Origin of the sequence: Bittarella massiliensis (ex Durand et al. 2017) (assembly GCF_017566145.1) — a bacterium.
GTDB classification, from domain to species: domain Bacteria; phylum Bacillota; class Clostridia; order Oscillospirales; family Ruminococcaceae; genus Bittarella; species Bittarella massiliensis_A.
Genome location: NZ_JABFCL010000011.1, coordinates 55,318 through 75,881, shown reverse-complemented (window position 1 = coordinate 75,881; position 20,564 = coordinate 55,318). Strand labels below are relative to the sequence as shown.

Sequence of the window (20,564 nt, the reverse complement as noted above, 5' to 3'; positions counted from 1 at the left end):
GGTAGAGCATTTAGGGCAGGCAGAGGCCCCTCTGTCATCACCTGAAGAGAGTCTATTCTTTTTAGGAGGAACAGCCAATGGAAACCAACAAGAGATTGATGCAAGACCCCGACTGGTGGCGCAGTGCCACCGTCTACCAGATTTACCCCCGCAGCTTCTTCGATTCAGACGGGGACGGCGAGGGAGACCTGGCGGGCATCTCCCAAAAGCTCGACTACATCAAGAGTTTGGGGGTGGACGTGGTCTGGTCCTGCCCCTACTTTGTGAGCCCCAAGGCAGACAACGGCTACGATGTGGCCGACTACCGGGCCATCGACCCGGCCTTCGGCACCATGGAGCAGTGGCAGGAGATGGTGGATGGCATCCACGCCAGGGGGATGCGCTTTGTAATGGACTTTGTGGGCAACCACACCAGCGATGAACACCCCTGGTTTGAGGCGGCCCGCCAGTCCAAGGACAGCCCCTACCACGACTACTACATCTTCCGCGAGGGAAAAAACGGGGCCGAGCCATCCAACTGGGCCTCGGTCTTTGGCGGCAGTATCTGGGAGTACAACCAGCCCACCGGCGAATACTACCTGCACACCTTTGCCGTCAAACAGCCCGACCTCAACTGGGAAAATCCCAAGGTGGTGGACGAGGTGGTGGACATCCTCAAGTTCTGGGTGGACAGAGGGGTGGACGGCTTTCGGCTGGACGCCATCAACTACCTCTACAAGGAGCCGGACTTCCCCGATGTGGAGCCGATGCCCGGCAGCAAGTACGGCTTTGCCAACCAGCACTACGCCAACAAGCCCCGGGTCAACGAGCATTTTCGCGACTTAAATGAGCGGGTGTTTGGCAAATACGGGATGATGACAGTGGCCGAGGTGGCCTATGTGGACATGGAGACTGCCCGCCAGTACTGTGGTCCCGACCGGCGGGAGCTGAACATGCTCTACCTCTTCGACCTGCTCAACATCGACCAGGAGGGTTTTGACAAGTTCTCCCCCAAACCATTGGACCTGCCCCTCTTTAAAAAGACGGCGCTGGAGTGGCAGCAGGGACTGCATGGCCAGGGCTGGCAGGCCCTCTTTATGGACAACCACGACCAGCCCCGGGCCGTCTCCCGCTTTGGAGACGACGGGGCCTACTGGAAGGAGTCGGCCAAGATGTTGGCCAACTGCTTCTACATGATGCAGGGCACCCCCTACATCTTCCAGGGAGACGAGATCGGGATGACCAACGTCCACTACGACAGCGTGGAAAAGTTCCGGGACGTGGAGGTCTTTAACACCTACAAGGAACGCAAGGCCGCCGGCGAGAGCGACGAGGCCCTGCTGAAGGTCTTCTGCGACCGGGCGCGGGACAACGGTCGCACCCCCATGCAGTGGAACGACGGCAAAAACGCCGGTTTCACCGCCGGCACCCCCTGGATCGAGGTCAATGACAACTACCGGGAGATCAATGTGGCCAGCCAGGAGGAGGACCCGGATTCGATCCTCAACTTCTACCGGGAGCTGATTGCCAAGCGCAAACAGTGGGATGTGATTGCCTACGGGAACATGGAGCTCTACCACCCCGACTGCGACAAGACCTTCGGCTACATCCGCCGGTTTGAAGACCAGGCTCTCTTCTGCCTCTCCAACTTCACCGGGGAGGAAATTGAGTTCCACCTGCCGGAGGAGTTTTTGAGTGACCGCACCTCGGTGCTGCTGCAGAACTACCCCGAGCTGGTGATCGCCCCGGTCATCACCCTGCGCCCCTACGAGTCCTTTACCCTGGTAAAAGAGGGGTGATCCCCTTTCTGCACACAAAATCCCCCCTCCTGCTGCGGCGGGAGGGGGGATTTTTTCTTTACATGGAGGAGGCGGAGGGAAGTCCCTCGATCCCCACCGCCAGGTCAGACTGGCCGGCCTGGATGGCGTTGTAGATGCTGCGCAGCTCCTCCAGTATCTCGGTGTGGGAGAACTCCTTGCGGTGCACCATGTTGATCTTGCGGGCCATGCTGGCGTTTTCGATGGGGACCACTGCCAGCCGGCCGGTGCGCTCCTCCTCGACACAGGCACTGTGTCCGATGACCGAGACCCCCAGGTTGAGGGCCACCAGCTCTTTGATGGTGGCGACGTTGTCGATTTGGATGATGACGTTGAAGTTCTGGATACTCTCGAAATGGCCTTGGAGATAACTCTCAAAGAGGCGGCGGGTGCCGGCGCTCTGGGAGCGGAGGATGAACTTCTCGCTCTTGAGCTCTTCCAGTCCGACGCTGCTGCGCTGGGCAAAACGGTGCTGGGGCGAGACCACCAGGCAGAGGTAGTCGGTGTCCAGCAGCACTGACACAAAGGAGGGACCGTAGATCTCCCCCTCGATGATGGCGATGTCGGCGGCAAAGGTGTGGAGCATATTATCAATTGTATTTATAGTATCTGTAATGATATTAATGTGCATGTTGGGGTGGCGATTGCAGTAGGTGGCAATGACTTGGGGCAACAGATTCTCTCCCACGGTGGGGGTAATGGCGATGGTCAGGTGTTTGATGTTTTTGCGGCTGTCCTTAAGTGCCTGGTCAGCTGCGGCGGAGACAGCCCAGGCGCGGCGGGCATATTTCTCCAAAATCAGCCCTTCCGGCGTCAAAACCAGCTTTTTCTTGTTTTTGTAGAAGATTTGAATGCCGTATTTCTGTTCCAACATCTGAATGTGGTGGCTGACAGCCGGCTGGGTCAAGGCCAGCTTTTTGGCGGCGGCGGTGTAGCTGCCCTCGTCGATGACCCGCAGCAGGGTGCTGATTTTGGTGTCGAGCACGGCGGATGTCCCCCTCTCTCTGGCAAGCAAGCGCTCTATTATCAATTGTATTTATATGACCTGTATAAAATATAATTTGATATTATCACACTTTCAACATATAATCAACGTACAGAGATGAATTGTAAAATTCACGTAAAGTTCCTTCTGGGCCCCTTGCCGGCCCGATGAACAGACCGGGCCGCCACGCCCGGTCTGCCCTGCTTTATTCGCCGCCTCTCTGGCGCCTTTTATACACCCCCAACCTCTCATAAAAGGAGATGTGTCCCATGCTGGAAACCCTGCTGCAAACCAATCCCGCGGCCGCCATCGTTCTGACCCTGGCGGTCATCCTCTTCGCCGGCTTTGCCTTTACCCGGCTCACCAAGCGGCTGCACCTGCCTAACGTCACTGGCTACATTCTGGCAGGCGTGCTGCTGGGTCCCTATGTGCTGGGGGTGGTGCCCGCCGAGATGGTCACCCGAATGGATTTTGTCACCGACGTGGCCCTCTCTTTCATTGCCTTTGACGTGGGGCGCTACTTCAAACTCGCCGCCCTGAAAAAGAGCGGCGCCCAGGTGCTCATTGTCACCGTCTTTGAATCCCTGACCGCCGGGGTGATCATCACCCTGACCATGATCTTCCTCTTTCACCTCTCCATTCCCTTCTCCCTGCTGCTAGGGGCCATCGGCTGCGCCACAGCCCCGGCCTCTACCATCATGACCATTAAGCAGTACAGGGCCAAAGGTGAATTTGTCAACACGATCTTGCAGGTGGTGGCTCTGGACGACGCGGTGGCCCTCATCGCTTTCAGCATCTGTGCAGCCCTGGCCCAGAACATGGAGGGCGGCAGCCTGGACTGGTCGGTGCTGATCCTGCCGGTGATCTTCAACCTGGTGGCCATCGCCATGGGCTCTCTCAGCGGCTTTATTCTCAACATCTTCATCAGCGATCGGCGCTCCAACTATCACCGGCTAGTGCTGGTGACCGGGTTTATTCTGGGGCTCTCCGGCCTCTGCATGCTGCTGGGGGTCTCTCCTCTGCTGACCTGCATGGCCATGGGAATGGTCTATGTCAATGTCAGTCACAGCAAAAAACTCTTTAAACAGGTCGGCGGCTTTACCCCACCCATCCTGCTGATGTTTTTCGTCCTCTCCGGACTGCGACTCAATGTCCCCTCTCTGGCCACTGCCGGGGTGATCGGGGTAGTCTACTTCTTCGTCCGCATCCTCGGCAAATACCTGGGTGCTTGGCTGGGCGCCAAGATCGGCCGCTCCTCCGACGACATCCGCAAATACCTGGGGTTGGCCCTGGTGCCCCAGGCGGGGGTCTCCATCGGCCTGGCTGTCCTTGGCCAGCGGATGCTGCCGCCCGACATGGGCACCATGCTCTCCACCATCATCCTCTCCTCCGGGGTGATGTACGAGATGGTGGGGCCGGCCTGCGCCAAACTCTCGCTGCACTTGAGTCACTCCATCCCCGATGGGGAAACCCCTTTGGCGGAGCAGACGGTCCCTTCCGCCAGCCCCTGGGCCCAGCACCGGGCCGCCCGTCTGCAAAGGCGGGCCCAGCGAGCGGAAGCCGCCCGTCTACGGGCCGAGGAAAAAGCCGCCGCCCTGCGGCTGAAAGCCCGGCTCCAGTGGGAGGCCGCCCACCTGGGAGAGGAGCCGCTGCCCCCTGCCGAGGGGGCAAAGTCCTCTGCCGCTCTCCAGGTATCTGCCGGCAAAGAGAAGAAAAAGGCCAAGAACAAAACACCCGCCCACGCCTGACGGGGGCGATGTCGCCCTTTCACCCCCACCCTCCAAGGGGGCTCGCCACGGCGCCTCCATAAATCCCTCCCCCAAAAGGAAAGGGCAGGCAACCCATCGCGGGTCACCTGCCCCTTTTCTTTTGATAAATGAACCGCTCAACGCGCCGTGGCTGTCACGATCGCCGACCGCTTTTCCCCTTTCACACGGAGCGGCAGCCCCCGTATCCTTTTTTACCGCTCTCTCCGGAGAACTGCGGTAACAGTCGTCCCTTTGCCCTCGGCACTCTGGATGTCCACCCGGCCGCCGTACAGGGCGCAGATGTGTTTGACGATGGCCAACCCCAGGCCGGTCCCCCCCACCTTTTTGTTTCGATCTTTTTCCACCCGATAAAATCGCTCGAACACCCGGCTCAACTGGGCGGTGGGGATGCCGACACCGGTGTCCTCCACCGCGATCTGCACCTCTTCGGGCAGGGCGGTGAGCAACAAGCGCACCGAGCCCCCAGGGCGGTTGTACTTGACGGCGTTGTCGCAGAGGTTGCCGATGAGGTCCTCCATGTCCTTCTTGGAGCCCCAGAGCCGCAGGTCGTCACCCCGGCTCTCCATTTCCAGGGAAATGCTCTGCCGGTCAGCCACCGGCTGCAGCCGCTCCATCACCTCACCGGCCACCGCCGTCAGGTCGACCTGTTCGTTGCGGGGTACCGCGCCCTCTTCATAGCGGGAGATCTTGAGGATGTCGCCGATGAGCTCGGCCATCCGCCCGGTCTCTTTCTCAATGTTGTGAAGGTAGCGCTGGCGGGTCTCTTCCTCGGTGACCATTCCGCTCTGCAACAGCTGGGCAAATCCGCCGATGGAGGTAATGGGGGTCTTGAGTTCGTGGGAGGCGTTTTGAAAGAACTCGCTGCGCATCTGCTGGCGGCGGCGCTCCTCGGTCACATCCCGCAGCACCACAATGGCCCCCTGTCCCCCCTCAATCCAGTCGGCCTGCACCGGGAGAACACTGCACAGCAGGGCCTTCTCCCCCTCCCGGTCGTCCAGGTCAAAGGCAGAGCCGAGGGACTCGGGTCCCTCCACCGCCGCCAACACCGCGTCGATGAGGGCCTTGTTGGTGGTCAGGTGGGAGATGGTCTGTCCCGCCACCCGGCCCGGCGGCACCTGCAAAAAGGCGGCCGCCGCCCGGTTGACGGTGATGACCCGGGTATCTCTGTCCAAGGCCAGCAGCCCCTCCTGTACATTGTCCAACAAAAAAAGGGTCTTTTGCCTCTCTCCCCGCAGGTCTTTCAGGGTGTGATCGATGTTTTCGGAAAGGGTGTTGATACTGACCACCAGAGAGGCGAGCTCGTCGCAGTCGGGCAGAGGAAGGCGGCTGTAATCGCCGTTGTCGATGTTTTGCAGCCCCTCCACGATCTCCTCCACCGGGCGGGCGATCTTTTTGGCCACCAACTTGGCTCCCAAAGCGGAGAAAAGGACGGCGGCAAAGATGCTGATGAGCGCCGCCGGAAGGATGCTCACAAAGGCTTGGTTGAGGCTCCTCACCCGCACCGAGGCGCGGTAGATGTAGCCGTTGTCCGCCTGAACCGCCACATAGCGCAAGCGGCCCTCCAGGGTGTCCGACCAGCGCTCGGAGACGCCGACGCCGCTCTCTTTGGCCTCGGTGATCTCCTCGCGGTCGCTGTGGTTTTCCATGGTGGCCGGGTCCTCGTGGGAGTCCCCCACCACCCGGCCACTCTGGTCGACAATGGTCAGCCGGGCGCCATCGTAGTTGCTGGAAAAGGTTCTCGCCGCCCGGTTGAAGTCATCGGTAGAGGTCTGCCCCTGGGCGTTTTCGGAGAGCGCCCGCAGCCCACTGACCACCGAGGCCACCTGTTCATCCTTTCTCTCCCGCTGCAAGATCGCCACCGAAACCGCTGAACAGAGGAGGATGGCCACCGTGCAGAGGAGGAGGGTCTTGCGAAAAATTTCTTTTTTCATCGGCTCTACTCTCCCTCCCGCCGTCTCTCTCGGCTTGCGGCCCTATTCGGCAATGAATTTGTAGCCCACTGAGCGGACCGTCTTGATGTATTTTGGGTTTTCCGCCGTGTCCCCCAGCTTTTGGCGCAGGGAGCGGATGTGCATGTCCAGGGTGCGGGTCTCACCGATGTAATCGTACCCCCAGACCCGGTTGAGAATCTCCTCCCGGGGGAGGGCAATGCCGGCATTTTTCATCAACAGGGCCAGAAGTTTGAACTCCTTGTTGGTGAGCTCCACCTCCCGCTCGCCCTGGCGCACCTCCACCCGGCCGGTGTCCAGCCGCAGGTCCCCTGCGCGCAGCACCTCCGGCCCCTCCTGGGGTCTGCCGCTGCGGCGGAGGACGGCCTTGACCCGGGAGGAGAGCTCAAGGATGCCAAAGGGCTTGGTGATGTAGTCGTCAGCCCCCAAATCCAGTCCCCGCACCTTGTCGATCTCGGCGTCCTTGGCAGTCACCAAAATCACTGGCACCCGGGCGGTAAGACCGTGCTCCCGCAACTCCTTCAGGGTTTCCAGCCCGTCTTTGACCGGCATCATGATGTCGAGGATGACCAGGTCGGGAACCGTTCCCTCCCGCTGAATCTGGTTCAAAAGGGCCTCTCCGTCGGGAAATTCAAAGGCATCAAAGCCAAAACTCTCCAGAGTGCACCGGATCAGTTCGCGAATGCCCCCGTCGTCCTCCGCAATGTAGATGCGCTGTTTCAAAATCAGGCCTCTCCTTTCCCCCTGCACACCCCCAGTCGGGTGCACTACCTCTCTTCGTTTAGCTCTTCGGACTGATGGACGCCGGTGACCAGGTACTCGACCCACTCACAGACGTTGACTGCGTGATCGCCGATGCGCTCCATGTACTTGGCCACCATCAGCACGTCAATGGCCTGATCGGCCGCCTCGCCGGCTGCGCCGCTGCGCAGCAGCTCGATGAGTTCATCCTTCACCCGGCCAAAGAGGGCGTCCATCTCGTCGTCCCGCCGGATGGTGTCCTGGGCGGCAGCCAGGTCCTGGCGGACAAAGGCGGAGATGCTGCTCTCCACCATCTCCCTGGCCACCCGCTCCATGGCGGGGACGTGCCCTACCATCCCGATCAGCTTCTGCCCGGTAAAGCGGTGGCTCAGGTTGGCGATGTCGGCCGCCTGGTCGGCAATGCGCTCCAGGTCGGTAATCATCTTGAGGGCCGCAAAGACGCTGCGAAAGTCCCGCGCCACCGGCTGCTGGTGCATCAGCAGCCGCAGGCAGGTCCGCTCGATCTGCTGCTCCATGTCGTCGATGGCCTTGTCGCCGGCCACCACCCGGTCTGCCAGATCGCCGTCCCGCTCCATGAGGGCGCGAATCCCCTCTTCGATGGCCTTCTGCACCATCCCGCCCATCTGCACCAAATCCAGGTGCAGGGCCTCCAGCTGTCTGTCAAAATTGCTGCGCGTCGTCACTCTGGGCTCTCCTCCTTCTCAGTATACCGAAACGGGCGATTGACCGCAATCGCTGCGGCCATATTTTGGGGCGCGGCCATCAGCCAAAGCGGCCGGTGATGTACTCCTCGGTCCGTTTATCCTGCGGCATGGAAAAAATCTGCTCGGTCTCGCCGTACTCCACCATCTCCCCCAACAGGAAAAAGGCGGTGCGGTCGGAGATGCGGCTGGCCTGCTGCATGTTGTGGGTGACGATCACCACTGTATACCGCTCTTTCAGGCTGCTCATCAGCTCCTCGATCTTCATGGTGGAGATGGGGTCGAGGGCCGAGGTGGGCTCATCCATCAGCAGAATGTCGGGCTGCACCGCCAGGGCCCGGGCGATGCACAGCCGCTGCTGCTGCCCGCCCGAGAGGCCCATGGCCGATTTTTTGACCCGGTCCTTCACCTCGTCCCAGAGGGCCGCGCCCCGCAGGCTCTCCTCCACAATGGCGTCGAGCTGCCGGCGGCCCTTGATCCCGTGGCAGCGGGGCCCGTAGGCGATGTTGTCGTAGATGCTCATGGGGAAGGGGTTGGGCTTTTGAAAGACCATCCCCACCGCCTTGCGCAGCAGGGTCACGTCGACCCGGGGGTCGTAGATGTTCTGCCCGCCGATGCGCACTTCACCGGTGATCTTCACCCCATCCACCAGGTCGTTCATCCGGTTGAGGGTCTTTAAAAAGGTCGATTTTCCACAGCCGGAGGGGCCGATGAAGGCGGTGATCTCATTGGGGTAGATGTCCATGTTGACATTTTTCAGGGCCTGGCTCTCCCCGTAGAAGAGATTTAGGTTCCTGACCGAGATGCCGCCCAGCTCACCGGTGCGCGCTGCCTCATTGCTCATGTTTCTTCCGCCTTTCTCGTCTGCCGGGCGTCCCGGTCCAAACGTCTTTCTGTCCCCCAGCGGGGCCGCTCCCGTCAACTCTTTTTCTCCCTTTTGCCCGCGCCGCCCAAAACCATGGTGAGGACGTTGATGGCAAGGACCAGCAAAACCAGAATCGATGCGATGGCGAAAGCCAGGTCGGCACTCTCCCCCCGCCCCATGGCATAGGTGTAAAGGGCCACGGTGAGGGTGCCGCCGGAGGATGCCAACTGGCTGAAGAGCCCGCCGGTGAGCTTGTCGCCAATGCCAGCGGTAAAGATCAGGGCCGCCGACTCCCCCACGATCCGCCCCACGCTCAAGATGATGGAGCTGATGATGCCGGCTTTGGCTGTGGGCAGCAAAATGGTTTTGATGGTGTGCCACTTGGTGGCCCCCAGGCCGATGGCCCCCTCCCGAAAGCTGTCGGGCACCGCCTTGAGCGCCTCCTGCGTGGTGCGGATGACGGTGGGCAGCAGCATGATCATCAGGGTGAGGGCGCCGGCGATGATGGAGGTCTGCAGTTTGAGCACCGTGACAAAGAACATCAGGCCGAAGAGACCGTAGATGATGGAGGGAATGCCGGCCAGGGTCTCCACCGTGAACTCGATGAGGCGCACCACCCGGCCGCCCCGGGCGTACTCGTTGAGGTAGATCGCCGCGCCAATGCCCACCGGCACCGAGAGAAGTAGGCTGGCGGCGATCATCAACAGGGTGTTGACGATGTTGGGGAGGATGCCGATGGTCCCCTTGAGGACGCTGGGGGAGGAGGTGAGAAACTCCCAACTGACGGCGGGGAGGCCCCGTGCGAAGATATAGCCCACCATTGCCACCACCAGAGCCACAGTGGCGAAGGCGCAGAGGTAGATGACCCCCTGGAGGAGGTGCTCGCCGACGCGGCGCCGGCGCCTAGTCAGGTCTCTCATCGCTGCTCCTCCTTGCTGTCTGCTTTAATGATGCGGTTGAGGACAATGTTGATCGCCATAATAAAGACAAACAGCACCAGCCCAATACCGAAGAGCGCCTCCCGGTGCAGGCCGCCGGCATACCCCATCTCCATGGCGATGCCGGTGGTCAACAGTCGCACGCTCTGAAAGAGGGCGGGCATGTTGACGGCGTTTCCCGCCACCATGATCACCGCCATGGTTTCGCCCACGGCCCGGCCGATCCCCAGGACAATTCCCGCCGCGACTCCCGATTTCGCTGCCGGCAGCACCACCTTAAAGATGGTGCGCACCCGGGTGGTACCCATGGCGAGGGATGCCTCTCGGTACTCCCTGGGGACCGCGCGCAGGGCATTTTCACTGATGGAGACGATGGTGGGCAAAATCATCACCGCCAACACCAGAATGGCCGAAAAGAGGGAGGAGCCGGAGGGCAGGCCAAAGACTTTAGCCACCGCCGGCACCACCACGATCATCCCCACTAGGCCGTAGACCACCGAGGGGATACCGGCCAGCAGACTCACCATGGCCCGCAGCACCGAGGCCGTTTTTCCCTGGGCAAACTCCGCCAGGTAGATGGCGGTGAACAGCCCGATGGGCACCCCGATGAGCACCGCCCCCCCGGTGGCCAGTATGGAGGAGAGGATCATGGGGAGGATGCCAAAAGAGGGATCTTTGGTGGTGGCGGTGGGAAACCACTCGGTGCCAAAGAGGAACTCACCCACCCCGATCTTGCCGATGCCGGGCGCCCCCAGCGCCACCATGTAGACGGTGATCAGAACCACCGCCACCACCGACAGGCAGCCGCACACCTTAAAAATGCCACTCATCAGCGACTCGGTCGCCCGCTGTCTGATTGCCCTGTGTCCGGTCAACGAGGCCGCCGCTCTTTCCGGCCGGCTGGTTTTTGCGCTCGCCATCGCTCTTTCTCCTTTGCCGTATCACGTGTCGCCACCCGCTCCTTTTCAACCGCAAAATACGGACCTCTGTGCCACGGGCAGTTGCCGGGCGAGTCCGCATTCTGCATTTGGAGGGGCTATGGGATTGTGGCTGTCAAACCCTTGAAGTGGTTTGGGAAACCCTACTTGATGGAGATCAACTTCAGATGGGTGACGATCTCCTGGCCCTCATCGCTGACGGCCCAGGCCAAAAAGTCTTTGGTGGCCTGCGAGGCATCGGGGCTGGACACCATTACAAAGGGGCGTTTGAGGGAGTAACTGCCGGACTTGGCATTCTCCTCGGTGGGCTCGACCCCGTCGATCTTCAACCCCTTGACGGTGTCGTCCAGGGCGGACATGGACACGTAGCCGATGGCGCCGGCGGTGGAGGACACCTTGGTTTTGACCGCGCCGGTCTCGTTGAGCTCCTCGGCGTACTTGCAGGCGTCTTCAATGCCCAGCAGCTCTTCAAAAGCGCCCCGGGTGCCGGAACCGGCCTCGCGGCCCATCACCACAATGGCTGCGTCCTCACCGCCCACCTCTTTCCAGTTGGTGATCTCGCCGGTGAAGATTTTTTTCAGCTGGTCGGCGGTCAGGTCTTCGACCTTGTTCTGGGCATTGGCGATAACAGCGATGCCGTCGATGGCCACCACCGTCTCGGTCAGGCCCTTGGCCTTCTCGTCGTCCTTGAGTTCACGGGAGACGTTGCCGATGTCGGAAACGCCCTCCGCCACATTCTTAAAGCCGACGGAGGAACCTCCCACCTCAACGGTGATGGTGGTGCCGGCCTTCTCACCATAGGCCTCCGAAAATCCCTTGGCCAACTCCTCCATCGAGGTGGAGCCGGACATTTTAATGGTCTTGGGGGTACTGTCTGTGGAGTTGCCGCCCTGGTCGCCGGCGTCACTGCCACACCCGGCAAAAGCAGTCAGGGCGATGGCGGCCACCGCCAACAGCGCAACGATTTTTTTCATGGTCTCTCTCCTCACTTCTCGCGTCATGTCTGATTTCTTTCTACGGCTCTATTGTAAATCGGCGCGGGGGCGGCCAACACCCCGTTTGGGTAAAGGGTTTGTAAAAGCCGGGTAAAGCAGCCGCCCCCCTCCTCTCCCGTCACCGCCAGTTTACCCCTCCTTGACCGGCACCATGCGCCGCCCTCGCTGTTTGGCCCTGCCGGGGAGGGCGAGAAAGGGCCGTTCGTCCGGCCCTCCTCGCCCTCCTTCGCTTTGATAAAGGGGAGAAAATGTGGTAAACTAATACAATATAAAACGGCGTTGCCGCCACTGGGAAAAGAGGTGCCACGTGAAGAAAATGCCCCCCAAAGAGAGAGTCCCTTCGGGCTATGAGCGCCCGTCTCTCTCCTCTCTGCTCATCTACTACATCCGCATCCTGCTGCTGGGCTTTGTCTATATGGTGCTGGTGCATCTATTCCTCTCCCCGGACGGTCTGCTCTACCGTGTCGCTGTCTGGGTTTGGGCCGTCTCTTTTGCCCTGCTGTGGCTGCTCTATTTTCCCATTAAGTACTGGAAACACCGCTACAAGTTGGAGGGGAACTCCCTCTACGTGGCCAGTGGGGTGATCTACACCCGCTTTCATCACATCCGCCTCCCCCTCATTCAGCTGGTATCGGTGACCCGCTCTCCTCTGCAATACCTCTTTGGGGTGGCCACCCTCTGCGTCTGCACCGCCGGTACCCGCACCTATGTCTGCAACATCCCCTCAGCCAAGGCGGCCATGCTGGCCAGCCTCCTCTCCCCTGCCCCCGGCGGGGACAGCGGCGGCCTGGCCAGCGGCAAGGAGGGAGACATTTGAAACACCACACCCATCCCATTACCATCCTCCAAAACATGGGCAGCTTTCTCTTCCTTCTCATCATCCCCCTGGCCCGCGGTGCCCTCTCCTTTGGCGCCTCTTTTTCTGAGTGGCTATCGGGCGCTTGGGTGGATATTCTGGCCCTCTGCGCCATCATTGGGATGGCGGTGCTGCGCTGGTACTGCATCTACTACTACTTCACCCCTGAGGCCATTCACATCAGCGAGGGAATCTTTGCCAAGCACACCGTCTCCCTCCCCTTTTCCCGGCTGACCTCCCTCTACCTGGAGGAACCCTTTTGGTACAAACCCTTCGGTGCGGTCAACCTGCGGCTGGATACCGACGCCGGTTCCGCCCGCTCCCACGACGCCACTCTCACCCTTAAAAAGCGGGCTGCTGTGGAGTTGTTGGGGGCAACCGGCGTTCGCCAGCGGCTAGAGGACGTGAGCCACCGGCAGATCTTCATGTGCCGCAACTTCTACGTGGTCATCCTCTCCCTCATCACCACCAACTACTTTGCCGGGGTGCTGTTTTGCTCCACCTTTATCTCCAAGCTGGGCGACATCCTCGGCCAGCAGATCGCCGACGTGCTCTACGGCACCCTGGCCCATGTGGCCCAACTGGTGGCGGTGGGAATCCCCCCGGTGGCCCTCTTTATCGCCACCCTGCTGGCCATCGGCTGGGGGGTCAGCTTTCTGCGAAATCTAACCCGCTACTACAACTTCTGCATCACCCGTTCCCAGCACCGGCTCTTCATCACTGGCGGAGTTCTGGTGGGCAGAGAGTACACGGTTGCCATTGACAAGATTCACTTCATCGACATCCGCCAAACCCTCTTTACCCGCATTGCCCAATTCTATTCGGTCTATATCAAGTGCGCGGGCTACGGCAAGAGCGATGGGCTGCTGCCGGTGCTCATCCCCTCGGCGCGAAAGAGTACCCTCTTTGGTTACCTCGAACGGCTGGTACCCGAATTTGTGGTCACCCCTCGCACCATCAAGCCCAACTTGCTCTCCATCTTCAAGTTCATCATCGACCCCCTGGGCTTTTTGGTGGCCGTCCCTGTCTTCTACTTTGTCACCGGTTGGCTGCTGCCCAGTTGGCACGACCTGATCTCCTTTGTCACTCTCATGTCCCTGGTTCCCATCTTCTGGTTTCTGGGGGTGCGCATCTGCGACTTTTGCACCACCGGCATCTCCGAGAAAAACGGCTACTTCACCCTGCGCTACTCCCAGGGGTTCACCCTCCACACCGTGGTGGTCCACCGGGACAAGATCTGCGATGTCTGCTGCCGGCAGAGCATCCTGCAGATGGGGGACGACGCCTGTGACCTCTTCCTCTACACCTACGGCGAGGGGGTCACCCGTCACCACCTGAAGAATCTCCCCCGCCGCGAGGTCTGCGCCCTCTTCGGGCTAAACCCCGAAAAAGGCCACTCTTTTAGCCTCTCCCATCTCTTCAATAAGTATAATTGAGCTTTTATATTCCCTTATGTTTATAGCTCTGTGGAATTGTTGAATTTCATATTACCCATAGGACTGCTTTGCAGCTTTATTGAGGAGGGTCCCGTTCTTGGGCGCGGTCTCTCCCAACCCCATTTTTAAGGAGGACATGACAATGGATCATCCCCTGCATTTCGCTTTTCTCATCATGGGCTCTGAGTTCGAGCCCGCCCGCCACCGCTCCTATTTTGAGAGCACCGGCAACCTGGTCTCCACCATCGGGGTACCCAGCCTGGAAGCCGCCTGTGAGGAGGCCAAAAAGCTGGCCGCCGAGGGAATCGAGCTGATCGAGGTGTGCGGCGCATTTGGACCTGAGGGGGCGGCTGCTGTCGCCCAGGCCGCTGGTGACAAAGTCGCGGTGGGCTATGTGGTGCACGATCCCAGCCAGGACGAGAAATTCGCCGCCCTTTTTGGTTAAAAGAGGAGTGGCCAGCCATTTACCGGTGTCCGGCAAAGCCAGATGGCTGCTCTTTCTCCGTTAACATTGCACCGCCTTCCCACATCTTCTATCCAAATACCTTTCTCCTTTCTTTTCCCCATGGTTTCTGCAAAAAGAGGCCGGGTTTTCCACACACAACTCTGTGTCTGTGGAAAACCCGGCCTCTTCTCTCTTTACAGGGCAGAAAAAACCGCTGCACAAAATCTGTGCAGCGGCTGCCCCAATGGTGCATGGTGACCCGAGGGGGAATTGAACCCCCGATACCGCCGTGAAAGGGCGGTGTCTTAACCTCTTGACCATCGGGCCAAATTGGTAGCGGTAATTGGATTCGAACCAATGACACTGCGGGTATGAACCGCATGCTCTAGCCAACTGAGCTATACCGCCACATGTAATCTGGTCAGAACCGCCGAAAGCGGTACCACAAGAGAACGTTATAAATTATACGTCAAATAGGGGTGTTTGTCAACACCTTTTGTCAAACTCTTCCCCTGTTTTTACTTCATTGGCGGCTCTCTTATTGTTTCCCTCAAAAAGCTCTTTATTCTCCCAGAACATTCAATACTATTTGTATTATTCATAAACAATATACTCAAAATTGGTTTTTCCCCTCCCATTTGGATTTCTTCTTTTGAAAACTGCCTAAATGCTATATCGCCTTTCTCCTTCTTTGGGGATTTCCTCTCCACAAAAAGGGTAGAGAAACAAAAAGCAGCGCCACAGTTTTTTCCTGTGGCGCTGCTGCTCTCCCTTACCTATTCGTTGGTGGAGTAGTTGGGGGACTCTTTGGTGATGTAGATGTCGTGGGGATGGCTCTCCCGAAGGCCAGCCCCGGAAATTTTGATGAACTGGGCATACTTGCGCAGATCGTCGATGGTGGCGGCACCGCAGTAACCCATACCGGCTTTCAACCCACCCAGCATCTGGTAGATGGTGTCGGATACCGATCCCTTATAGGGGACCCGGCCCTCGACCCCTTCTGGCACCAGCTTTTTGTTGTTCTCCTGGAAGTAGCGGTCCCGGCTGCCCTGGGCGCCGGACATTGCGCCCACGCTGCCCATACCGCGGTAAACCTTGAACTTTCTGCCCTGGTAGATCTCGCTGTCGCTGGGAGACTCATCGCATCCGGCCAGCAGCGAACCCATCATCACGGTGTTGGCGCCGGCAGCCAGGGCCTTGACAATGTCGCCCGAGTACTTGATACCGCCGTCGGCAATGACCGGGATCCCCTTGCGGGCGGCCACCTGGGCCACATCAAAGATGGCGGTGAGTTGGGGCACGCCGATGCCCGCAACCACCCGGGTGGTGCAGATGGAGCCGGGGCCGATTCCCACCTTCAGGGCGTCGGCACCCGCCTCGATCAGATCTTTGGCGGCGGCGGCAGTGGCGATGTTGCCGGCGATCAGCGGCACGTCGGGGAAGGCGTTTTTCACCTTTTCAATGCAGCTCATAATGCCGCGGGAGTGACCGTGAGCCGAGTCGAGTACCAGCACGTCCACCTCTGCCTCAACCAGGGCACGGGCTCGATCGAGGATGTTCTGGGTGACGCCGATGGCTGCGCCGCAGAGGAGACGGCTCTTCTTGTCGCGGGCGGAGTTGGGGTACTGAACCGCCTTCTCAATATCCTTGATGGTGATGAGGCCCTTCAGGTTGCCCTTCTCGTCGACGATGGGGAGCTTTTCAATCTTGTTTTTCCAGAGAATCTCTTTGGCCTGGTCAATGGTGGTTCCCACCGGAGCCACCACCAACCCCTCCTTGGTCATCACATTGCGGATGGGGACATTGAAGTTGTCGAGAAACTTCAGGTCGCGGTTGGTGATGATCCCCACCAGTTTTTGCCCTTCACAGATGGGCACTCCAGAAATTTTATACTTGCCCATGAGGGCATCCGCCTCGGCCACCAGATTGTCGGGGGAGAGATAGAAGGGATTGACAATGACGCCGTTTTCGCTTCTCTTGACCTTGTCGACCTCTTCGGCCTGGCGCTCAATGGTCATGTTCTTGTGGATAAAGCCGATGCCGCCCTCTCTGGCGATGGCGATGGCCATGGCCGACTCGGTGACGGTATCCATGGCGGCGGTAAGGAAGGGGGTGTTGAGCCGAATGTCCCCCGCCAATACGGTGGCGGTGCTCACATCTGCCGGAAGGACCTCGCTCTTGGCGGGAACCAGCAGCACGTCGTCGAAGGTCAGGCCCTCTCTCGCAAACTTGTAGCCGTAATCCAACTCGTCAAAAATACCCATATGTTCTCCTCTCCCCTTGTTGTCCTGGAGACCGACGGGGCGGCCCCCCCTGGTGACATCGTCTGATTTGATACCTATTGTATCATTTTGCATAGCCTTATGCAATGAAGGAGGGCGGACATTTTGCCCCCTCCTTTTTTCGTTTTTTTGGGCAAACAGAATAGAAAAACGCGATTCCCTTCCCCCATTCCCTGCATCCCCCTCCTGCCTTCTCCCCCGTTTTGGAAACCGCTTTCCAAAGCAGGTGTACCGGTGGCGTTTCAGGGCGTCAAAAGGGGCGGGGAAAGTCCCCTTTCCCCACCCCTCTTTATTGTTCTAGCGCACAGACAAAACAGGCGCTCTTGCTGTCTGGTGCCTCCCGATCGATCCCAATTTTTCCCACTAGCAGTGTGCTTCTCTCCTCCTCTGCGAAAAACAGCTGAAGCCGGTCCCCCAACTTGGCCTGGTGGTTAAAGACAAACTGCGCCCCTCTGGGTTGATGGCCGCCCAAAATTTTCCAACAAGTGTCCATCGCCAGGTCCCCGTAGACGGCGTTGTTGGTGTGTCCATTGGCGTCGATCATGGTGTAGCGAATTGTCCGCTCACCCGCCCACCGAAGCGCATCAGGGGAGAAGCGGAGCCGCCGTTGGGAGGTGACGGGAAAATCCCGTTCCTCCATCTCATTTTGGTAGGGGCACTCACTGGGTTTGAGCACCGACAGGCTCTGCCGATCAAGCAAAAACCAGTTGCTGCAACTCTGCACCAGAATATCCCCCTGGGCAGAGCAGATTTCGGTATCCCGCTCAAAGAAAGCGCCGCTCACCCGGCGCAGGAAGGTGCTCACTGCGATTTCCTCCCCCACCCGCGGTGGGCGGGTGATCTGCAGATGGCAGTTGGCGATGAAAAAGGCTACCTTCCAACTGCCTTTGTCGTCACATGGCAGGCCGTTCTGACTGGCAAAGTGGTTGGTCGCTACCTCCTGCACGTTGCGCATCATATAACCCAGGCTCATCTCTCCCGACGCACCCGCCTGGTGTTCTGGCACCAAAAGCCGCTGTGTGTACAAACACCTTCACCCCTTTTTCTCTCGCCGGCAATATCTAAATTTTCTCGTTAAAAACGCTGGCCAGCCGCATCAAATCGTCTTTTGAAAAATATTCGATCTCCAGCTTTCCCTTGGTGCCGTCGGTGATCACCCGGACCCGCCGGCCCAATACTTCGGTAAGGCTCAACTCCACCTCTTTGAAGATGGGCTCGGTGGGCAAAACCACCTTCTCCTCTTTGGGGGCTGCATTGAGGCGCTTGCAGTACCGCTCGGCCTCCCGCACCGAAAGGTGCTTTTCCACCATCATCTGGGCGGCGGGAATCACCCATTCCTCCTCCTTGAGGGAGAGCAGTGCTTTGGCGTGTCCCGCTGTGAGACTGCCCGCCCGCAAAAAGGCCAGCACCGTTTCCGGCAGGCCCAGCAGCCGCACGGCATTGGCCACCGCCGGCCGGGATTTAGATACCTTTTTGGCCACCTGGTCCTGGGTCATACCAAACTGCTCCATCAATTGATGATAGCCCAGCGCCTCTTCCACGGGGTTCAAGTCTTCCCGCTGCAAATTTTCCACCAGTGCGGCCTGCCCAACCTCCTGGTCGGTCATCTCTTTGATGACAGCGGGGATTTCCACCAATCCCGCCAACCTCGCGGCCCGCCAGCGGCGTTCGCCAGCTACGATCTGGTATCCGCCGGACACTGGGCGCACCAAAATGGGCTGTAGCACCCCGTGTTCGGCAATGGAGGCGGCCAGCTCCTCTAGGGCCTCCTGGTCGAATTCCTTGCGGGGCTGGTCCCTGTTGGGTTCCACCTCAGCAATGGGCAGGGTGTTGATCCGGCTTTCACTCTCCACTGCGTTGTCCACAAACAGGGCGTCAAGTCCCTTTCCCAGCCCTCTCTTCTTGGTCGCCATCTCTAAATCACCGCCTTGTCGCCATTTCGACGGAGAAACTCCTCCGCCAGTTCCAGATAACTCTTGGCTCCCCGGGAGCCCCTGTCGTAGTAAAGGGCAGGCTGTCCAAAACTCGGCGCCTCGGAAAGGCGCACATTGCGGGGAACCGCTGTCGCGTACACCTTGGCGCCAAAGTAGCGCTTGACTTCTTCTACCACCTGCACCGTCAAATTGAGGCGGCTGTCGTACATGGTCAACACAACGCCCTCCACCTCAAGGAGGGGATTATAGAGCCGCTTGACCTGCCGCACCGTGTTCATCAGCTGGGAGAGCCCCTCCAGTGCATAGTACTCGCACTGAATGGGAATCAGAATGGTGTCTGCCGCCACCAACCCGTTGAGAGTAATGAGCCCCAGAGAGGGGGGGCTATCAATGAGCAGATAGTCATACCGCTCTTTCCCCTCAGCAATGGTCTTTTTGAGTCGGTTTTGGCGGTCTGCCATCTCCACCAATTCGATCTCCGCTCCAGCCAGTTGGATGCTGGAGGGCAGTAGATCCACGTTTTGAAAGGCACTGTGCACCACAACCTGGTCAAAGGAGGCGTCACCAGTCATCAACTCATAGGTAGTCTGCTCGCTGGCGCGTTTGTTGACCCCCAAGCCGCTGGTGGCGTTTCCCTGGGGATCAATGTCCACCAAAAGCACCCGCTTTCCCAGTTCTCCCAGGCTGGCCGCCAAATTGACGGCAGTGGTGGTCTTCCCCACCCCGCCCTTTTGGTTGGCAATGGCAATGGTTTTTCCCAAGGACATCCGCCTCCTCCTTCAATCTTGTAGCAACAAAGTCTGTAACCATTATAACACAGCTCCTCCTTCAAAAAAACCCTTCCCCCCTTTTTCCCTGTTTTGAAATGTTTCACGTGAAACAAAACTGCTTTTAATGTTTCACGTGAAACATCTTCTCCTCACTAAAACTGCAAAAAAGAAAGGCCAAACGGCCTTTCTTTTCCCTTCTCGCGCCCGAAGGCGCTCTATCAAAAGGAGCACGTCGGTCTTTTTGTTTGCCAGGCACAACCGTCCTTCCCAAAACGGCCTCTTCCTGAGCAGACCTAGGCGCTCTCCTTTTCCCTTTTTCTCAGGGGAATTCGAATGTTGTACTCAATGTACTCCTCCCCCTTCACCGTGCTCGCCTGGGCGTCAACCCCGGCCTGTTTCATCAAATCAATGGCCTTGTCCACCGTGTTGAGAAAGATGCGCACATCCTTGACAATAAAGCGGTTTCTCTGCCTGGCAGAGGTGGCGGCGTCCTCTGCCGCCATCCGGGCAATGTAGTCCTCTGTCTGTGCCACACTGTAGTGGCGCTGTGCCACCAGCTGAGCCACCGAAAGACGTTTTTCCCTCCCCACCTGCAACAGGGCGCGGGCATGGCGCTCGCTCAATTTTTGAGAGACAATGCAGTCCTGCACTTCTCTGTCCAAACCCAGTAGCCGCAACTTATTGGCCAGGGTGGATTGGGCAATTCCCAAACGCCGGGCCGCCTCTTCTTGGGTGACATGCCAGCACTCCATCAGCTTTTTGATCCCCCGCGCCTGCTCAAAGCAGTTCAGGTCCTGTCGCTGGATGTTTTCCAACAGGGCAAATACCGCCGACTGTTCCTCGCTGGATTCCACAACGATGGCGTGAATGGTGGAAAACCGGGCCAGCTTGGAAGCGCGCAGCCGTCTCTCCCCAGAGATAAGCTCATATCCCCCCTCCTCCAGCTTGCGCACTGTAATGGGCTGCAACAGTCCGTTTTGGCGAATGCTCTCCGAAAGGCCAATGAGCTCATAGGCGTCAAACTCCATGCGGGGCTGGGCGGGATTGGCCCGAATCTCCTCAATGGGCAGATCTACAACCTTTCCCACAACCCTGCTTTTTGAAAAAAGAGATGCCATTGTTGTCTCCTCCCACTTCACCGCT

The 20,564-nt window shown here is 59.1% G+C and carries 18 protein-coding genes and 2 tRNA genes; 5 read left to right on the top strand and 15 right to left on the bottom strand.

What is annotated here, in order from left to right:
• Window positions 1-77: 77 nt before the first annotated feature.
• Window positions 78-1,778, top strand: a complete 1,701-nt coding sequence (locus tag HJY11_RS10770; RefSeq protein ID WP_243764436.1) for a glycoside hydrolase family 13 protein — start codon at window positions 78-80, stop codon at window positions 1,776-1,778.
• A gap of 58 nt (window positions 1,779-1,836) precedes the next feature.
• Here the strand turns inward: HJY11_RS10770 and HJY11_RS10765 are convergent, their stop codons facing one another.
• Complete coding sequence (locus HJY11_RS10765) at window positions 1,837-2,781, bottom strand: LysR substrate-binding domain-containing protein (protein ID WP_208075962.1); 945 nt, start codon at window positions 2,779-2,781, stop codon at window positions 1,837-1,839.
• A gap of 269 nt (window positions 2,782-3,050) precedes the next feature.
• Here HJY11_RS10765 and HJY11_RS10760 point away from each other — a divergent pair, with 269 nt between their 5' ends.
• A complete protein-coding gene (locus tag HJY11_RS10760; RefSeq protein WP_208075961.1) occupies window positions 3,051-4,529 on the top strand; it encodes a cation:proton antiporter in 1,479 nt (492 codons plus the stop codon).
• 212 nt (window positions 4,530-4,741) lie between these two features.
• Here the strand turns inward: HJY11_RS10760 and HJY11_RS10755 are convergent, their stop codons facing one another.
• The 7 genes from HJY11_RS10755 to HJY11_RS10725 form a co-directional block, all read right to left on the bottom strand.
• Window positions 4,742-6,481 (bottom strand): HAMP domain-containing sensor histidine kinase, encoded by a 1,740-nt coding sequence (locus HJY11_RS10755; protein ID WP_208075960.1) that lies wholly within the window; start codon window positions 6,479-6,481, stop codon window positions 4,742-4,744.
• A gap of 42 nt (window positions 6,482-6,523) precedes the next feature.
• Window positions 6,524-7,225, bottom strand: a complete 702-nt coding sequence (locus tag HJY11_RS10750) for a response regulator transcription factor (protein ID WP_438820431.1) — start codon at window positions 7,223-7,225, stop codon at window positions 6,524-6,526.
• A 41-nt stretch (window positions 7,226-7,266) separates the two neighbouring features.
• Window positions 7,267-7,944 carry a phosphate signaling complex protein PhoU gene (phoU, locus tag HJY11_RS10745; RefSeq protein ID WP_368041579.1) on the bottom strand — a complete coding sequence of 226 codons (678 nt, stop codon included), beginning with the start codon at window positions 7,942-7,944 and terminating at the stop codon, window positions 7,267-7,269.
• A 79-nt stretch (window positions 7,945-8,023) separates the two neighbouring features.
• On the bottom strand, window positions 8,024-8,806 hold the full coding sequence (pstB, locus tag HJY11_RS10740; protein ID WP_208075958.1) for a phosphate ABC transporter ATP-binding protein PstB: 783 nt from the start codon (window positions 8,804-8,806) through the stop codon (window positions 8,024-8,026).
• 74 nt (window positions 8,807-8,880) lie between these two features.
• Window positions 8,881-9,747 carry a phosphate ABC transporter permease PstA gene (gene pstA, locus HJY11_RS10735; protein WP_208075957.1) on the bottom strand — a complete coding sequence of 289 codons (867 nt, stop codon included), beginning with the start codon at window positions 9,745-9,747 and terminating at the stop codon, window positions 8,881-8,883.
• On the bottom strand, window positions 9,744-10,685 hold the full coding sequence (pstC, locus tag HJY11_RS10730) for a phosphate ABC transporter permease subunit PstC (protein ID WP_208075956.1): 942 nt from the start codon (window positions 10,683-10,685) through the stop codon (window positions 9,744-9,746). The genes pstA and pstC overlap by 4 nt, the downstream gene beginning before the upstream one ends.
• A 161-nt stretch (window positions 10,686-10,846) precedes the next feature.
• The gene (locus HJY11_RS10725; RefSeq protein WP_208075955.1) at window positions 10,847-11,677 is read right to left on the bottom strand and encodes a phosphate ABC transporter substrate-binding protein; all 831 of its coding nucleotides are present in this window, start codon (window positions 11,675-11,677) and stop codon (window positions 10,847-10,849) included.
• Between the two features lie 337 nt (window positions 11,678-12,014).
• On the opposite strand from HJY11_RS10725, the gene HJY11_RS10720 reads away from it, so the two are divergent.
• From HJY11_RS10720 to HJY11_RS10710, 3 genes are all read left to right on the top strand, one after another.
• Window positions 12,015-12,515, top strand: a complete 501-nt coding sequence (locus HJY11_RS10720) for a PH domain-containing protein (protein WP_243764443.1) — start codon at window positions 12,015-12,017, stop codon at window positions 12,513-12,515.
• A complete protein-coding gene (locus HJY11_RS10715; protein ID WP_208075953.1) occupies window positions 12,512-13,990 on the top strand; it encodes a PH domain-containing protein in 1,479 nt (492 codons plus the stop codon). The genes HJY11_RS10720 and HJY11_RS10715 overlap by 4 nt, the downstream gene beginning before the upstream one ends.
• Before the next feature lie 142 nt (window positions 13,991-14,132).
• A complete protein-coding gene (locus HJY11_RS10710) occupies window positions 14,133-14,435 on the top strand; it encodes a DUF6506 family protein (protein ID WP_243764435.1) in 303 nt (100 codons plus the stop codon).
• Window positions 14,436-14,687: 252 nt separating this feature from the next.
• Here the strand turns inward: HJY11_RS10710 and HJY11_RS10705 are convergent.
• The 7 genes from HJY11_RS10705 to HJY11_RS10675 form a co-directional block, all read right to left on the bottom strand.
• Window positions 14,688-14,762 (bottom strand) — tRNA-Glu (locus HJY11_RS10705).
• A 4-nt stretch (window positions 14,763-14,766) separates the two neighbouring features.
• Window positions 14,767-14,843 (bottom strand) — tRNA-Met (locus HJY11_RS10700).
• 368 nt (window positions 14,844-15,211) lie between these two features.
• Entirely contained in the window at window positions 15,212-16,699 is a 1,488-nt protein-coding gene (guaB, locus tag HJY11_RS10695; RefSeq protein ID WP_208075952.1) for an IMP dehydrogenase, read from the bottom strand.
• Between the two features lie 307 nt (window positions 16,700-17,006).
• Window positions 17,007-17,744 (bottom strand): acyl-[acyl-carrier-protein] thioesterase, encoded by a 738-nt coding sequence (locus HJY11_RS10690; protein ID WP_208075951.1) that lies wholly within the window; start codon window positions 17,742-17,744, stop codon window positions 17,007-17,009.
• Window positions 17,745-17,778: 34 nt separating this feature from the next.
• Window positions 17,779-18,630: a ParB/RepB/Spo0J family partition protein gene (locus tag HJY11_RS10685; protein WP_208075950.1), complete on the bottom strand. Its 852-nt coding sequence runs from the start codon at window positions 18,628-18,630 to the stop codon at window positions 17,779-17,781.
• Between the two features lie 2 nt (window positions 18,631-18,632).
• Window positions 18,633-19,412 (bottom strand): ParA family protein, encoded by a 780-nt coding sequence (locus HJY11_RS10680; protein WP_208075971.1) that lies wholly within the window; start codon window positions 19,410-19,412, stop codon window positions 18,633-18,635.
• A gap of 302 nt (window positions 19,413-19,714) precedes the next feature.
• Window positions 19,715-20,509: a ParB/RepB/Spo0J family partition protein gene (locus HJY11_RS10675; protein ID WP_368041578.1), complete on the bottom strand. Its 795-nt coding sequence runs from the start codon at window positions 20,507-20,509 to the stop codon at window positions 19,715-19,717.
• Window positions 20,510-20,564: the final 55 nt, after the last annotated feature.

What these genes read in the sequence shown, in the direction of transcription:
- HJY11_RS10770 (WP_243764436.1), top strand. Translation starts at nt 78, where the DNA reads ATGGAAACCAACAAGAGATTGATGCAAGACCCCGACTGGTGGCGCAGT.
- HJY11_RS10760 (WP_208075961.1), top strand. Translation starts at nt 3,051, where the DNA reads ATGCTGGAAACCCTGCTGCAAACCAATCCCGCGGCCGCCATCGTTCTG.
- HJY11_RS10755 (WP_208075960.1), bottom strand. Translation starts at nt 6,481, where the DNA reads ATGAAAAAAGAAATTTTTCGCAAGACCCTCCTCCTCTGCACGGTGGCC.
- pstB (WP_208075958.1), bottom strand. Translation starts at nt 8,806, where the DNA reads ATGAGCAATGAGGCAGCGCGCACCGGTGAGCTGGGCGGCATCTCGGTC.
- pstA (WP_208075957.1), bottom strand. Translation starts at nt 9,747, where the DNA reads ATGAGAGACCTGACTAGGCGCCGGCGCCGCGTCGGCGAGCACCTCCTC.
- pstC (WP_208075956.1), bottom strand. Translation starts at nt 10,685, where the DNA reads ATGGCGAGCGCAAAAACCAGCCGGCCGGAAAGAGCGGCGGCCTCGTTG.
- HJY11_RS10725 (WP_208075955.1), bottom strand. Translation starts at nt 11,677, where the DNA reads ATGAAAAAAATCGTTGCGCTGTTGGCGGTGGCCGCCATCGCCCTGACT.
- HJY11_RS10720 (WP_243764443.1), top strand. Translation starts at nt 12,015, where the DNA reads ATGCCCCCCAAAGAGAGAGTCCCTTCGGGCTATGAGCGCCCGTCTCTC.
- HJY11_RS10710 (WP_243764435.1), top strand. Translation starts at nt 14,133, where the DNA reads ATGGATCATCCCCTGCATTTCGCTTTTCTCATCATGGGCTCTGAGTTC.
- guaB (WP_208075952.1), bottom strand. Translation starts at nt 16,699, where the DNA reads ATGGGTATTTTTGACGAGTTGGATTACGGCTACAAGTTTGCGAGAGAG.
- HJY11_RS10685 (WP_208075950.1), bottom strand. Translation starts at nt 18,630, where the DNA reads ATGGCGACCAAGAAGAGAGGGCTGGGAAAGGGACTTGACGCCCTGTTT.